This window comes from Christensenella sp., from assembly GCF_034927525.1.
GTDB lineage: Bacteria > Bacillota > Clostridia > Christensenellales > Christensenellaceae > Christensenella.
Genome location: NZ_JAYFPU010000360.1, coordinates 1 through 15,184, shown reverse-complemented (window position 1 = coordinate 15,184; position 15,184 = coordinate 1). Strand labels below are relative to the sequence as shown.

Annotated in this window: 13 protein-coding genes; all 13 read left to right on the top strand. The window is 51.5% G+C overall.

The features are described 5' to 3' along the window. Nucleotides 1-326, top strand: a 326-nt coding sequence (locus VB081_RS14345; protein WP_323401460.1) for a rod shape-determining protein, incomplete at its 5' end; no start/stop codon positions are given. Nucleotides 327-498: 172 nt separating this feature from the next. Then, a complete protein-coding gene (locus VB081_RS14340; protein WP_323401459.1) occupies nt 499-1,578 on the top strand; it encodes an LCP family protein in 1,080 nt (359 codons plus the stop codon). An 88-nt stretch (nt 1,579-1,666) separates the two neighbouring features. Continuing rightward, on the top strand, nt 1,667-2,806 hold the full coding sequence (locus VB081_RS14335; protein WP_323401458.1) for an LCP family protein: 1,140 nt from the start codon (nt 1,667-1,669) through the stop codon (nt 2,804-2,806). A 428-nt stretch (nt 2,807-3,234) separates the two neighbouring features. After that, complete coding sequence (locus VB081_RS14330; RefSeq protein WP_323401457.1) at nt 3,235-4,425, top strand: substrate-binding domain-containing protein; 1,191 nt, start codon at nt 3,235-3,237, stop codon at nt 4,423-4,425. Nucleotides 4,426-4,536: 111 nt separating this feature from the next. Continuing rightward, complete coding sequence (locus VB081_RS14325; protein WP_323401456.1) at nt 4,537-6,060, top strand: sugar ABC transporter ATP-binding protein; 1,524 nt, start codon at nt 4,537-4,539, stop codon at nt 6,058-6,060. A gap of 18 nt (nt 6,061-6,078) precedes the next feature. Further along, nucleotides 6,079-7,119 (top strand): ABC transporter permease, encoded by a 1,041-nt coding sequence (locus tag VB081_RS14320; RefSeq protein ID WP_323401455.1) that lies wholly within the window; start codon nt 6,079-6,081, stop codon nt 7,117-7,119. A gap of 14 nt (nt 7,120-7,133) precedes the next feature. Beyond that, nucleotides 7,134-7,775 carry a class II aldolase/adducin family protein gene (locus tag VB081_RS14315; RefSeq protein WP_323401454.1) on the top strand — a complete coding sequence of 214 codons (642 nt, stop codon included), beginning with the start codon at nt 7,134-7,136 and terminating at the stop codon, nt 7,773-7,775. Nucleotides 7,776-7,886: 111 nt separating this feature from the next. After that, nucleotides 7,887-8,927 (top strand): 2-hydroxyacid dehydrogenase, encoded by a 1,041-nt coding sequence (locus tag VB081_RS14310; protein ID WP_323401453.1) that lies wholly within the window; start codon nt 7,887-7,889, stop codon nt 8,925-8,927. 31 nt (nt 8,928-8,958) lie between these two features. Continuing rightward, a complete protein-coding gene (locus tag VB081_RS14305) occupies nt 8,959-9,834 on the top strand; it encodes a class II fructose-bisphosphate aldolase (RefSeq protein WP_323401452.1) in 876 nt (291 codons plus the stop codon). Nucleotides 9,835-9,847: 13 nt separating this feature from the next. Then, a complete protein-coding gene (locus tag VB081_RS14300) occupies nt 9,848-11,056 on the top strand; it encodes a hypothetical protein (RefSeq protein WP_323401451.1) in 1,209 nt (402 codons plus the stop codon). After that, nucleotides 11,049-11,885, top strand: a complete 837-nt coding sequence (locus VB081_RS14295; protein WP_323401450.1) for an L-ribulose-5-phosphate 3-epimerase — start codon at nt 11,049-11,051, stop codon at nt 11,883-11,885. Before VB081_RS14300 ends, VB081_RS14295 begins: the two co-directional genes overlap by 8 nt. A 31-nt stretch (nt 11,886-11,916) precedes the next feature. Continuing rightward, entirely contained in the window at nt 11,917-13,428 is a 1,512-nt protein-coding gene (locus VB081_RS14290) for an FGGY-family carbohydrate kinase (RefSeq protein ID WP_323401449.1), read from the top strand. Nucleotides 13,429-13,567: 139 nt separating this feature from the next. Continuing rightward, nucleotides 13,568-14,983: a hypothetical protein gene (locus VB081_RS14285; protein ID WP_323401448.1), complete on the top strand. Its 1,416-nt coding sequence runs from the start codon at nt 13,568-13,570 to the stop codon at nt 14,981-14,983. Nucleotides 14,984-15,184: the final 201 nt, after the last annotated feature.

Sequence of the window (15,184 nt, the reverse complement as noted above, 5' to 3'; positions counted from 1 at the left end):
CAATAAGCTCTAACGAGACGATCGAGGCGATGCAGGAACCGCTTGACCGCATCATGGAAACCATGCACAGCGTGCTCGAGCGTACACCGCCGGAGCTGACAGCGGATATCGCGGAAAACGGTATTTGCATGACGGGAGGCGGATCGTTGCTGTACGGCCTTGACAGGCTTCTGACCGAACGGACGAAGATTCCTTGCTATGTGGCGGAGGACGCTGTTTCGTGCGTGGCGATCGGTACGGGCAAGGCGCTTGAGAGCATCGACGTTTACAGCGCGGGCGCGGTATATGATTACCGCCGCGGCGATTATTACAACCAGGGATATTAATGGAACAAAATCAAATGTGGAGCCGTCTTACTATGTGACGGCTCTTTTTTGTGTTAAGTTGCATCATTTGTTTTAATAATTTGTGAATATTAAGCAAAAATGGGTACAAATGATTACATGTGTATTATGATAAGTAGCAGTGTTATTGCGAAAAGTCAGGAGGGTGCCTGGGGTGGATCACAAAAAAATTGTTAAAATACTGGTCGTCGTTCTGGTGGCGCTGGGGGTAGCCGCGGGAATTGTTGCGGCGGTACTATACGGAAGATACCAGGATCTGAAGGCAAACCCGATACAGGCGTTCGAGACGTCGTCTGGGCAGGGGACGGTGATCGCCGAAGGCAAAGCATTCGCACAGCCCACGGAGTTTGTGAGGATCGACGGGAAGCGGTACGGCAAGAACCCGAACGTGGTATCGATTTTGATGATGGGCGTCGACTGGGACGGCTCGCAGGAGCGTGCCGACACAGGCAAGCGCAGCGATATGGTCATTCTTTGCACGGTCGATTTAGAAAACAACACCATCGATTTTCATTCTATCCCGCGTGATACGCGCACGACGGTGCACGCTGTGGATAAGAAAACGGGAAAGATACAGGACAGGACATATCTGACCAAGATCAATCACGCATATGCGCTGGGAGCGCTTCACAGCGATGAAGCTGGCGCGGAAAACGAGATGCTGGCGGTGGAGGATCTGCTCTCCTGCGGCGATAAGTTGAATATTCCGGTGGATTACTACCTTTCGCTCGAACTGCGGAGCTTAGCTGACCTTGCGAACGTTCTTGGGGGCGTGGAAGTGGAGCTCGATCAGGATGTGCCGGGCATTGGGAGCAAGGGAGAAACAGTGCTGCTTGAGGGGGACAACGTGCGGCATTATCTGGAAAAGCGCAAGGATGTGGGCGGCGAAATGTCGCGCCAGCGCCACCAGCAGGAATTTATCAAAGCCATCGCAAGAGCGGTGAAAAAGCTGGGAGCGGCGCAGACCGCAACAAGGCTGCTGCCTAAGTTAGAAGAGATTGGCATGCAGACGAACATGAACCTAGATCAGGTGGCGGCAACCGCTGGCGTGCTTGATAAAATCGGCTCTATCGACAATGTATCGATGCAGACGTTTGCGGATGAGAGCGATAACTGGCCTTCCAAGATGCACGATCCGGTGCTAGATACGGACGTGTATTATTACTTGATGGACGATGAGGAATTGCTCGATACGATGCTGTCGCTTTACTATATAGAGGACGGCAATGTTTGAAAAAATTTGGCTAAACAGTGGCATTATAAAAGAATTTGTATTATAATATTGAACGGACTTTGACCCAACTTGTCAGGAGGACTAACGGTTGAATTATAAAAAGGGAATTAAGATACTGACGGTCATATTGATCGTGCTGGTTTTGAGCGCGGGCGGTGTTACGTATGCGCTTTATGGGACTTATACAGACTTGAAAGCGAACCCGATCGCGGCGTTTAATACGCCACAGCCGGAGGCTGTCGCATCTGACGATATCAACTTTGACGCAAACGCCAATGTGGAAACTGTGACCATCGACGGGAAAAAATACCAGAAAAACCAGAACGTAGTGAGCATTTTGATGTTGGGCATCGACTGGGATGGTACGGCGGTCAAGGACGCGACAGGCGCACGCAGCGATATGATCATGCTGTGTACGATAGATACAGAGAACAATACGATAGCATTCCTTTCCATTCCGCGCGACACGCGTACGGTCGTGCATAAGGTCAATCAAGAGACCGGCAAGGTGGAATCCAAGGAATACCTGACAAAACTAAACCACGCTTATATTTTGGGCGGTGGTAACGATACGACAAAATGGGGGCCGCAGAATACGATGCGTGCCACGGAAGACCTGCTTGAGATCGACGGACAACTGAGCATTCCGATCCAGTATTATGTTTCCATCGACTTAGAGCATCTGTCGGACTTAGCCGAAGCGCTCGGGGGCGTGGAGGTCACGCTCGACCAAGATTATCCGGACATCGGCAGCAAGGGTGAGACAATCACGCTGGAGGGCAACGCGGTTCGCCTTTATTTGCAGAACAGGAAGCAGATGGACGACGGCGAGATGTCGCGGCAGCGCCACGAGCAGGAATTTATGATGGCGATCGCCAAGAAGATCAAGAAGCTGGGCGCGGTACAGTCCGCCTCTAAGCTGTTTTCGCAGCTTTCCGGCAACGTATTGCAGACGAACTTAGGGCTTGACCAGATCGTCGCGATGGCGGGCGTGCTCGACAAGCTCGATTCCATCGACAATATCAAGATGGAGACATTTGAGGAACGCGACGACAGCTGGCAGAATTTCCCCGATCCGATCGTGACCAACCCGTCTAAGCTGAATTATTTTGTGATGGACGAGGACGAGCTGATGACGAGGATGCTCGAGAGCTATTATACGCCGGTTAATGGCGGTTCCGGCGGGGCGCTCTCCGCTCAGGGAACAGATTCTCCAAGTGACGAATAAAAAACCGAACCCCAAAAGCGCATCTGCGGATGCGCTTTTTTGATATGGAAAAATCAGTAAGATTATGGACATATGTGAAAATTAAAAATCAGACATTGACAAAAGAATATTAAAAGAGGTATGATTAAGCAAGTCAAATATTTCCAGTAACGATTCAGAATTTAGCAAAAATAAAAAATCAAGGTATGATGCGTGGTTTTGCGTTTGCGGCGCAAAAGAAACGTACAATATTTTAAAAATCAGGCAGCTTAGAAAGCGAACGAAAAAGTATATTTTTTCGTTCGCTTATTTTTTTTGCATTATTTTCAAAAAACAATAAAATTTTACTATTTTTTTCTTGGAATGAAAAGATATACCTTTTCTGGGAATCCGAATTTTAGTTTCCGCAAAATGCGGGATCATTCGATATTTAAAAGGAGGAAAAGAGAATGAAAAAAAGAGGACTTAAAGTAGTTGCAATGGTGCTTGCCGTAGTGTTCGTGATGGCGGCATTTGCAGGCTGCGCAAACCAGCCGGCACAAGGATCGCAGTCGGCTGCACCGGCGGCGAGCGACGCAGGTACGGGGGACGGCGCGTCTGCGCCGGCAGCAAGCGACGCAGGTACGGGGGATGGCGCGGCTGCGCCGGTTGCGGGCGCAGGCATCAAGGGTTCGCCGGATGAATCTTACTACCTGCTGGTATTCAGTACAGGCGTAGAATATTGGTTCCCGGTCTATGCGACATTCAAAGAAGCGGGAAATCAGCTGGGTGTCAAAACAGAATATGTCGGGTCTACAGAATATGACGCGAACAAGCAGGTCGAGGTATTCAACCAGATCCTTGCAAAAAACCCGACAGGCATCTATCTTTCGCCGATAACGGCAGAGGCTTTCAAAGCACCGGTCGACGAAGCGGTGAAGCAGGGCGTGGCGGTTGTTACATTTGCATCCGACTCGCCGGATTCCGCACGCCAGGGCTATGTGACCTCTGACAACGTAAAAGAAGGACAGCACGCGGCACGCGCGTTTGGCGAAGAACTGGGCGGTAAAGGTAAACTGATGACGCTGCGGAACCCGGGTCAGACAAACCATGATATCCGTGTTGACACATTTATCGCGACGATCAAAGAAGAATATCCGGGCATCGAGCTGGTTGCGGACGAACCGACAAACCAGGATCCGGATGCGGCATATACGGCTGTTATGACGACGGCGCAGAAGCATCCTGACTTAAGCGGCGTATTTATGCCCGAAGCAAGTTCTGCGATCGGCGCTTCGCGCGCGGCAGTAGAGCTTGGCGGCGGAGATACAAAGATCAAGGTCATGTGCTGCGACGTGAACGCACAGATTCTCGATATGCTGAAGACCGGCGACGTATGGGGTGCAATCAACCCGGATCAGGGAATGCAGGGATACTTCGGAATGCTGACGCTCTTCACAGCGGCACATCCGGAAAATGTAACGCCGATGAACGGCAAGAAAGAACAGGGGCTGAACCCGACCTACATCCCGATGATCGATAATGGCCTCAATATTGTAAACAAAGACAATGCGGATTACTTCTATGTGGACAAATATGCAACGTCTCTTGGGTACTCCGGCGTAGATGATATGCTGAGCCCCGGTAACCCGAACGCATAGTTCGTAACGAACGAAAGTAAGCTTGTTTAGCTTAAGTCAGCCTGCGGCAGCTGCCGCAGGCTGACTTAAAAGCTTGCCAGCGTGCAAAACAGGGAAAGAGGGGAAAAACAGTTGAGCGAATATTTAATGGAACTAAAAAATATATCCAAATCGTTTGGCGAAAACCAAGTGCTGTTTGACGTCAACTTTGATTTGAGGCCGGGCGAAATCCACGCGATCATCGGCGAAAATGGCGCAGGGAAATCGACCCTGATGAATATTGTAGACGGACTTTTGTCTCCTAACGGCGGCGAAATTTATGTTCAGGGGGAATTGGCGTCTATTCATAATACGTTTGACGCGCAGCGCTACGGGATCGGTTTTGTGCATCAGGAAATTGCCCTGTGCCAGGACGTGAGCGTAGCACAAAACATCTTTATGTCCGAAATCAATGCAAAGAAGAAAATGAACATCAATTATCAGGAAATGGAAAAAAGAGCGGCGGAAATCCTTACCACGATCGTGGGCGATGCGATAGACCCGCGCGATACGGTGAGCAACCTGCCCATTTCCAGCCAGCAGGTAGTAGAGATCGCCAAAGCGCTTTCTATGCAGTGTAAAATATTGATTTTGGACGAACCCACAGCGGCGCTCGCGGAACGCGAGGTGGAGGCTCTTTATACGATTATGCAGAATTTATCTGCGCGCGGGATCGGTTGCATTTATATCAGCCATCGTATGTCGGAAATTTTTGAGCAATGCCACAGGGTATCTGTACTGCGCGACGGACATATGGTTTCTGTATACGACGTAAAAGGTGTCACAGTCCAGCAACTTGTAAACGATATGGCGGGGCGCGAGGTAAACGCGATCTACCCGGAAAAAGCGGAAAAGATAACGTATAGCGATGAGAATGTTTTGCTAGAAGTCAACGACCTTACAGACGCAGCAGGTGTTTTTGAAAATATTGATTTCAAACTGTATAAAGGGGAGATGCTGGGCTTTTCCGGACTGATCGGTTCGGGACGCAGCGAGATCATGCAGGGAGTTGTCGGACTGCGAAAGTTACGCAGCGGGACGGTTAAGTTTCACAATAAAAATATGATAGGTAAAACACCGCGGGAAGTTTTTTCGGAAGGACTTGCTTATATGTCGGAAGATAGAAAGCACTGCGGATTATTTTTGGATATGGATATTAAAAATAATGTTTCGGCCATGTATTTGGATCATTTTACAAACAGGGGAATGATCGACGCAAGGGATGAGGCGAAAAAAGCCGACGGTATGGCAAAAGAGCTCAATATCAAATGTATGAATATCAGCCAGTTGGTCGGTGACTTAAGCGGCGGAAACCAGCAGAAAGCATTGATCGCAAAAATATTGGTGGGTAAACCGGAGATCGTCATTTTTGACGAACCGACGCGAGGCATTGACGTGGCGGCCAAAACGGAGATACACAGGCTTTTAAGAAAGCTGATCGGCGAGGGACTGGGCGTTATTGTGATCTCCTCAGAGTTAAACGAGGTGGTGGGCATGTGCGACCGTGCCATTATCCTGCATGAAGGCAAGATCGTCGGCGAAGCGAGCGGACAGGAGATCAATTCGACGCATATCATGAATTATGCTTCCGGCGCATACCAGCTTACACAAAATTAAGAAGGGTGGAGAGACAATATGACAAATATGAATCAGGCGGGCGCAAAGCCGCTCAAACAAAAAAATAAACTCACATCGCTGCGGGAAATCAACCTGTTGATGATCATTGCGGTTTTTATCATCATTATGTGCATTACCTGCAGCCAGTATTTCCCGCACTGGGCAAATATAAAAGTAGTACTGAGTTCGATATCCGTGGACGGCATTGTCGTGATCGGCATGGCGATCATCATGATCGCGGGAGGCATCGACCTTTCTGTCGGCGCGGTGATGTGCCTTTCCATGGCGATCTGCGCCAAGATATTTCTGGCGGGGCTCAATCCGTGGCTCGCTATGGCGATCGCGCTTCTTGCGTGCTGCGGCGTGGGAACGGCTATTGGCTTGCTTGTCACAAAGGTAAAACTTTCCCACTTTATTGTTACGCTGTGTTTTATGGGCATTGCGCGGGGCATCGTTTACGCGATGACGACGGGTACGCCTATCTCGCTGGTCGGCACACTGGAGCTGCATCCCGAATTCCAGTTTTTGGGGCAGGGACAGATCGGCGGAATTATCCCGATGACGGTGGTGATTTTTGCGGTAATCGCGTTCATATCAGATTATGTGGCACGGAAATCGTACGCAATGCGCCTCGTATTCTATACGGGCAGCAATGAAAAGGCAGCAGCCTATTCCGGCGTTAATATCGACAAAGTGAAAATTATGACTTGTATGTTCTGTTCGCTGTTTGCGGGTATCGCGGGCGTTATTTATATGACGAAGTTTTCCGGCGTCCCCATCAGTGCGGGTACGGGACTCGAGATGACAGCGATCGCTTCTGCCGTTATCGGCGGCGTGAGCATGAACGGTGGCAAGGGCTCGATCCTCGGCGCGGTGCTCGGCCTTACGCTGATGACGCTGGTACAAAACGCGCTGACGTTGTTCGCGGTTCCGGCGTTCTGGCAGGACCTGATCCGTTACCTGATCGTTCTGGCGGCGGTGGTGTTTGACAGTGTACAGCAGAACGGGCTTTTGAAGAGAACGGCTAAAGTAAAGACAGCAAAGGCTGTAAGCAAATAAAGGGGGAAATCGTTATGTACGAAGAAGATAAAAAAGCGATCATCAAGGCGGCGCTGGAAATCAAGGAATATGGATTGATCCAGATGTCAGGCGGCAATGTAAGCGTCAGGAAACCCAACGGGGATATTATCGTGACGCCGTCAGGCATGCCTTACGAGCCGATGCAGCCGGAGGATGTGCTGGTGCTGAATAAGGCGGGAGAAGTGATCGAGGGGACGCTGCGTCCGTCGGTGGACACCATCGCTCTCGTGTATATCTACGACCATCTGAGCGAGGTGAATGCGATCATCCATACGCATCAGCCCTATGCGACGGCGGCGGGCCTCATTGACGACAAGCTGCCCGCGTGCTGCACAACGCTTTGCAACGTAACGCTCGGCGAGGTGAGCGTTGCGCCGTACAGCAACCCGGCAAGCCTTAATATGGGCATACAGACAGTGGAATATTTAAACGGAAAACGTGCGGTGATCCTAAAGCACCACGGCGTTGTAACCGTGGGCGGCACCTTAAAGGAAGCGTTGTATGCGGCGGTCTATATGGAGGACGCCGCCAAGTGTTACCTGACGGCGAAGGCTGCGGGCGAAGTGGCGATGATGACGGACGACGAAGTATTTCAGGCGGTGGAGGTCTTTAAGGACTACGGTCAAAAACACTGATGAAATAACATTTGCTTTTGAAGCGGGAGTATTGAGGGAACCTGGCGGCCTTTGTCATAACAGCAGGGTTGCTTCGGTGCTCCCGTATTTTAACAGGGGGTAGGGGAAGACGTGAAGATAACGGTGATAGGCGATTATTTTTTATCGTCCGGATGTATCAGAGAGGGATTTGAGAGGGTGCTCGGGGAGGCGGTCGATGTGCGCGATGTGCAATGGGACATTACGGATCGCACACAGGCGCAGAACCAGAACCTGTTGGTCGAAAAAGAGGGGCCGGAAGGGTTTGCGTGTCCGGATTATATTATGGACAGCATCGCGGACGCGGAAATGATGGTCACGCAATTTTGCCCAATCAACAGCGCTATGATCGATCATTGCAAGCACTTAAAAGCGATCGGCGTACTGCGGGGAGGCGTGGAAAATGTTGCTTGCGACCATGCGAGCGACAGGTGCATACAGGTCTATAACACGCCAGGCAGAAACGCAAACGCAGTCGCCGATTTTACCGTTGGCCTGCTGCTGACGGAGACGAGGAACGTGGCACGGGGCAGCAGCGTGATCGGGAACGGGGCGTGGGCGGACGAGTCGCTTGCGGGCAACAGGATGCACGATATGGAGGGAAGGACGCTCGGATTGATCGGGCTGGGGAATATCGGCCTCAAGGTGGCGGCGCGTATGCATGCCTTTGAGATGGAGATACTTGCATATGACCCCTTTGCGGGAGAAGTCCCTGATTATGTTCGACTGCTGCCGTTAGACGAGGTGCTGAAAAATGCGGATTATGTGTCGATGCACGCGCGTCTGACGCACGCAACCTACCACATCATGGATGAAGAAAAAATCGCGTTGATGAAGCCGGATGCTTATCTTTTTAATACGGCGCGCTCAGGGCTGATCGACGAAAAAGCGCTTGCCGACGCATTGAGAGAAGGCAGGATCAAGGGGGCGGGGCTGGATGTGTTCGACAGGGAACCGCTGCCGGAGGAATCGCCGCTGCGCTCGCTCCCTAACGTTACACTGACGCCGCATATGGCGGGCAGCACGGCGGAAGCGTTTACAGGAGCGGCAGTGCTGCTGGCGCACAGGCTGAAAAAGCAATGGGACGGGCAGCAAAGCTGTCGCCCGGTCAATTGGAAGGAATTGCAGCAATAACCAGAAATCAAGTGTGATAAAGGAGAAAACAATGTCAGTTGAAAATATGAAAAATATGCTGGAGCATGCGCGCGAGAATAAATATGCCATCGGGGCTTTTGACGTGACGGATTTTGAGATGGCAAGACATATCGTCGCTGCGGCGGAAGAATTACGCTCTCCTGTGATATTGATGGCGCTGGCCTGCGAGCTTGACGATCTGGGCGCGGAGGTGTTTGGCGCTACGATGCGGTCGGTCGCGCAAAAAGCGTCTGTTCCGGTTTGTGTGCATCTGGATCACGCAAAGACATACGATGAGATCGTGCGCGCGATCGAATATGGATTTACGTCGGTGATGCTGGACGCATCGCAATATCCGTTGGAAAAAAATATCAAAAGCACGAGAGTAGCGGCGGAATACGCACACAGCTGCGGCGTGACGATCGAGGGAGAGCTGGGGCACGTGGGCGACGGCGCGACAGGCGCCTGCTGGCAGGAGGCGGACGAAAACGCCGGCAGTCCTGACGTACTGACTGAGCCGTCCGAGCTGAAGCTGTTTTTGCAGGAGACGGGTGCGGACGCTGTGGCTGTCGCGGTCGGCACGCAGCACGGCGTATATACAAGGGAGCCAAAGCTGGACTTTGAACGGCTGGAAAAACTGAATCAGGAGGCGTGTGTACCTTTGGTTCTGCATGGCGGTTCCGGCACGCCGGACGCAGACCTGAAACGGGCGGTGGAGCTGGGTATTTGTAAGGTCAACGTGTTTTCGGAGATCATCGGCGCATTTTTTACAACGCTCAAGCAGACGCTTTTGCATACGGAGCAAATGGTGATCTGGCCTTCGGTCGCTTTTGAAAAACCGTACGCTGCGCTGCAAAGCGTGGTAAAGGAAAAAATAATGCTGCTGGGGAGCAATGACCGTGCGTGATATGGGGAAAACAATGAAGAAAAAATGGTTGTTATCAATGCTTACTGTGGTGCTTGTTGTGGCCTTTTTACTGGCCGGCTGTACGGCAGGACAAGCAAACGAGCCGGCTGTGTCAGGAAAAACCGTATTGAAAACCGCGCTGTCTGAGTATACGGACAAAGAGATATTGGCGCGCGTCGCGCTTTACTGCGACTATTACGGTGTGGAAGAAGACGCTTTGAAAGAGGACACACAGATTTGGAATCGGCTGATCGAGGGGATTGTCAACGACTATGCTTTTGTGGATATGGCGGCAGCGATGGCAGAGGAAAGCGGTATTCCTGTTCCAGATGCGCAGTCGGAGGAAGTGGAGACTGTATTTGGGCAGCTGCTTACTGAGATCGACGGCGTGATCCAGAAAAACGCGCAGGAGCCTTTGGAAGGAGAAGCGCTTTTGAAAGCCGAGGACGAGTATATGGCAGGTCTCGGTTTTACGCGCGAGGAATACAGGGGCTTTGCGCAGCGAAAGGTGACGTCGGCATTGCTGCAGCGCGAATGGGGCAAAGACATCGAAATAACGGAAGAAGAGCTGCAAAGCGAATATCAGGCGAATCTGGATGCGCAAAAACAATATATGGATATCGATCCGGTGTATGCGGTCAATTTTATCAAGAAGGGCGAACAGGCCGTCGTATATTATCCGCAGGGCCTGAAATATATCAAAAGCATAACAGTTCCGCTGGATGCGGAAACGAGGGGAAAAGCGGCGATTTTGTACAACGAAGGTAAGATGCGCGATTATAATATCCTGCTCGAAGAAGCGGTGGCGGCGCTGGAACCAGAAATTGAGGAGATCCGCGCAAAGCTGCAAAGCGGAACGCCTTTTGAGGAGTTAATGGGCGAATATGGTGCGGACGGGCAGGAAGGACAGCTTGTATCCGAAGCGGACACGAAGATGATCACGGATTTTCAGAAGGCTGTGAAAGAATTGCAGAATGTGGGAGACGTTGCGGAATGCGATACCTATGAGGGGCATCACTTCATTCAGTATTCCGCGGAGGTAAAGCCGGGCGCGGTCCCGCTCGACGAGGTGAGCGAAGCGCTTAAACAGGGGATACTGCAAAAAAAGGCGATCGCCAGCTATGAACAAAAGATGCTGCAGGCGTTAAATACTGCAAAAGAAGCGGGAACGGTCGTGCTCGACTTTGACTCGCTGATGCTGGAGGAAGCTGAAAATGCGTAGGTTATCTGAACTGCCTTTAGGGCTGTATGAAAAAGCGATGTGTTTTTCGCTGACGTGGGAAGAAAAGATGAGGCTTGCCGCGCAGAGCGGCTACGACTATCTGGAGATCAATATTGACGGCACGCCCGAACGGTTAAAGAGATTAGAGTCGGCGGAGTGCGCGTGGGAGCTATATGATGCGTCGCGCAAAACGGGGATACCCGTCTATACCTTTGCTTTTACGGCAAACCGTATGTTTCCGCTTGGGAGCGAGGACGACGACAAGCGGAACCGCGGGATCGAGCTGCTAAAAAAGGCGATCGTGTTTGCGGGCAGGGCGGGCATCCGCGTGATCCATATCGCGGCATATGACGAGCTTGATGGACAGGACAATGAGAATACAAAATGGCTGTTCCAAAAATCGGTAAGGGAATGCGTGGCCTATGCGGCGCATTTTGGCGTGATCCTTGCTTTTGAGACGATGGACACAGAATTTATGGATTCTGTCGCTAAGGTGATGGAGTATGTGCGGATGATCGGATCGCCGTATTTACAGGTGTATGCGGATGTGGCAAATATCACGGCGGCGGGGTATGATCCCGCAATCGATATGGCTGCCGGCGGACGCCATATCGTAGGCATGCACCTGAAAGACAGCAAGGAAAAAGCGATCCGCGACATTGCGTTCGGCACGGGCGATGTGGATTTTGACGCGTGCTTTCGCGCACTCAGCCAGATGAATTACCAGGGATTTTTTACGGCGGAGATGTGGTGCTATGACGACCCGCAATTCCATTCCTACTTAAAAGAGGCAAATGTTTTTTTGCGGGAGAAGCTGGCAAAATATTGAAGCGATTTTTATGAATGCAACGGAGGAAACTATGAAGTATTTATTGGGCATCGATAGCGGGGGTACCGTGACGAAGGCGGTAATCTATGACGTCGACGGCAATGAGATCGCGCAGGCAGAGGAGAAATTCGACGTTATTTTCCCAAGCATCGGTTATAACGAAAGGGATTTTGAACAATTTCGTCAGGGAAACATCAATGTGATGCGCAAGGTCGTGCAAAACGCGGGCATTGACAGCGGCGACATCGCGGGGATATCCATGACCGGGCAGGGAAACGGCATTTACCTGTTCGACGCGCAGGGAAAGCCGGTGCGCAACCCTGTGTTGAGCGGCGATATGCGCGCCAAGGAATATATCAAAAAATGGTATGCGGACGGCACGGCGAAAAAAGTGGCGCAAAGGACGCATCAGTCGATGTGGGCGGGGCAGCTCGCGCCGCTTATCGCGTGGTTTGCTGATCATGAGCCGCAAAGCCTTGATAAGGCAAGCTATATCGTCACCTGTAAAGAGTATATCCGTTACTTTTTGACGGGCAATTTCAACATGGAGCTTTCGGAGGCTTCCAGCACCAATTGCATGAACCTCGATACGAAGGCGTTTGACCCGGAGCTGTTTAAGCTGTTGGGGATCGGCAAATATTTTGACAAATTGCCGCCTTTGGTCGGGCCGATGGACGTCGCGGGCTATGTAACGAAAGAGGCGGCAGCGCTTACGGGACTGCGCGAGGGAACGCCGGTGATGGGCGGGGTGTTCGACATTGCGGCGTGCGCCATCGCCACGGGCGTGACGGACAATGAAAAGCTGAGTATCGTCGTGGGGACATGGGGCATCAACGAATACATCGATACGAAGGCATTCGGAGACGAAAACTTTTTTATGAGCAGCCTCTTTTATTTAAAGGACTCGTACCTGATGACCGAAGCGAGCTCTACCTCGGCGGTCAATCTGGAATGGTTCATGAAACGGTTTATGCAGGAGGAGACAAGGGAGGCCAAGCAGACAGGGCGTTCTATCTACGACGCGGTCAACGGCATGGTGCAGAGCATCCCCATAGACGAATGCCCTATCGTTTTTTTGCCGTTTTTGTTTGGGACAAATGTCAATCAGGATGCGAAGGGTGCGTTTATCGGCCTAAGCGGCATACACACAAAAGCGCACATGCTGCGCGCGGTGTACGAGGGCGTTGTATTTTGCCACCGGTACCACATCGAGCGGCTGTACCAATATAAAAAGGACTTCAAGATGATACGGATCTCGGGCGGCGGGTCAAAATCCAAGGTTTGGGTGCAGATGTTTGCCGATGTGATCGGGCTGCCGGTCGGCGTTTCAAAAAAGGGAGAGCTCGGTACGATGGGCGCGGCGATGAGCGCGGGCATCGGGATCGGGCAATACAGCGATGTGCAGGCGGCTGCCGATGTTTTTGCAGAGATCGCGCAGACGGTGTATCCGGACGAGCAAAGCACGCGGCTTTACGAGAAAAAATATCAGGTTTATAAGAAAATTCTGGATAGTCTGGATGGCGTGTGGAGCGAATTTGAGTGAAACCAGAATATATTACCAAAACGCGGGAATATCGAAACAAACGCCCGATGGTTTTTTTGTTATGATCGAGGCAGGGAGAGCGGAACGCTAAGCGGTGTCCGCATCCAAACAACCAAAACAAAAAACGGAGGTTTATGGTATGAATGGAAACAGGGAACTGAGAAGTAAGATCAAACTGGTTTTTGCGTCGCGCAAAAAGGGATATCCGGGCTGGCCGCACATCGATTTCGATCATGAGGGGCTTGCGCAGAGGTATCTTGAAGTATTGCAGAAGGAGCTGCCCAACTGTGACTTTACGGTGGCGCTTTACAATAATGCAGAAGAAGCAAACGAGGGATATAAAGACAACGGTCAGTATGACGGCGTGGTGCTGTTCAATTCGTCGCACGGCGTGGGTGTGGTCAACGCATTTTTGCAGCGCAACGAGCCGGGCGTGATCATTGACGAGCTGTATGCGGGCTCGGGCGATTTGGTGCGCTTCAATACGCTGATCAACAAGAAAAAGCTGCCGGTGGTGGTGGTTGCGTCTTCAGATTTTGCGGATACGGTACGCGCGATCAAGCTGCTGCATGTAAGAAAGCAACTGAAGGAATCCAAGATGGTCGTTTTCAAGAACTTTGAGCCGATCTCCGCGGATAAAGAAGCCTTTTTGAAGGAAGCGCTCGGAACAGGAAGCACATGGCAGCGCTATGAAGCGGGCGAAGCGGGCTTAAAAGGCAAGATCGACAGCCTGAAAAAGACGTTTGGCGTGGACGTTGTCATCAAGACGAAGCGCGATCTGGAGCAATATATTGCCGGTGTTGACGACGAAGCGGCGCGTAAGGTCGCCAAGGGATGGGTGACCTGTTCGCAGGGCGTGATCGAGCCGTCGGACGAAGAAATTTTTGAATCGGCAAAGATGTATCTGGCGCTGAGCCAGGCTGTGCGCGAGGAACAGGCGGACGCGGTGAGCGTGGACTGCATCATGATGTTCTATACGACGGAGATGTCTTCTTACCCGTGCATGAGCCATTCCACGATGCTCGATATGGGCATCACGGCGGTGTGTGAGGGCGATTTTGATTCGACACTGACGCAGCTTGTGATGCGCTACATCACAGACCGCGCGGGCTTTGTATCTGACCCGGTCATCGATACGGCGCGCAACCAGATCATTTATGCGCATTGCGCGGCGGCAACGAAATGGTATGGGGACGACAGCGCACGGCAGCCGTACTTCCTGCGTACGCATTCGGAAGACCACAACAGCACATCCATCCAGACGATCATGCCGGTCGGGGATGTTGTCACGACTGTGAAATATGATATCGAATCGAACGCGATGGCCATACACACAGGCATGGCTGTGGGCAATGTGACGGAGGAAAAAGGGTGCCGCACCAAGCTGGCAGTAGAGGTGCCGGACGCGCAGCTATTGCTCGACAACTGGGATGCGGACGTGTTCAGCTGGCACAAGGTGACGTGCTATGGCGATTACCGTACGGACTTTATGAACTTTGCAAAGCTTTATGGCAGCAAGGTCATTCAGGAGGATAAGGACATTCCGGTCTTTTAAGCGAACCGATCAAGACGGGACAATAAAAAATAACAGGCCGGCGCTGCGGATGGCAGCGTCGGTTTGTGTTAAGTTGGCGTAAACAGACAGAGGTGAAAAAAGTATGGGATATTTGATGGGCATCGACATAGGTTAGACGACGATCAAGGCGGTGGTATATGAAGACAGGGGCAATAATATTGCGTCCGGAACGCATCAGAC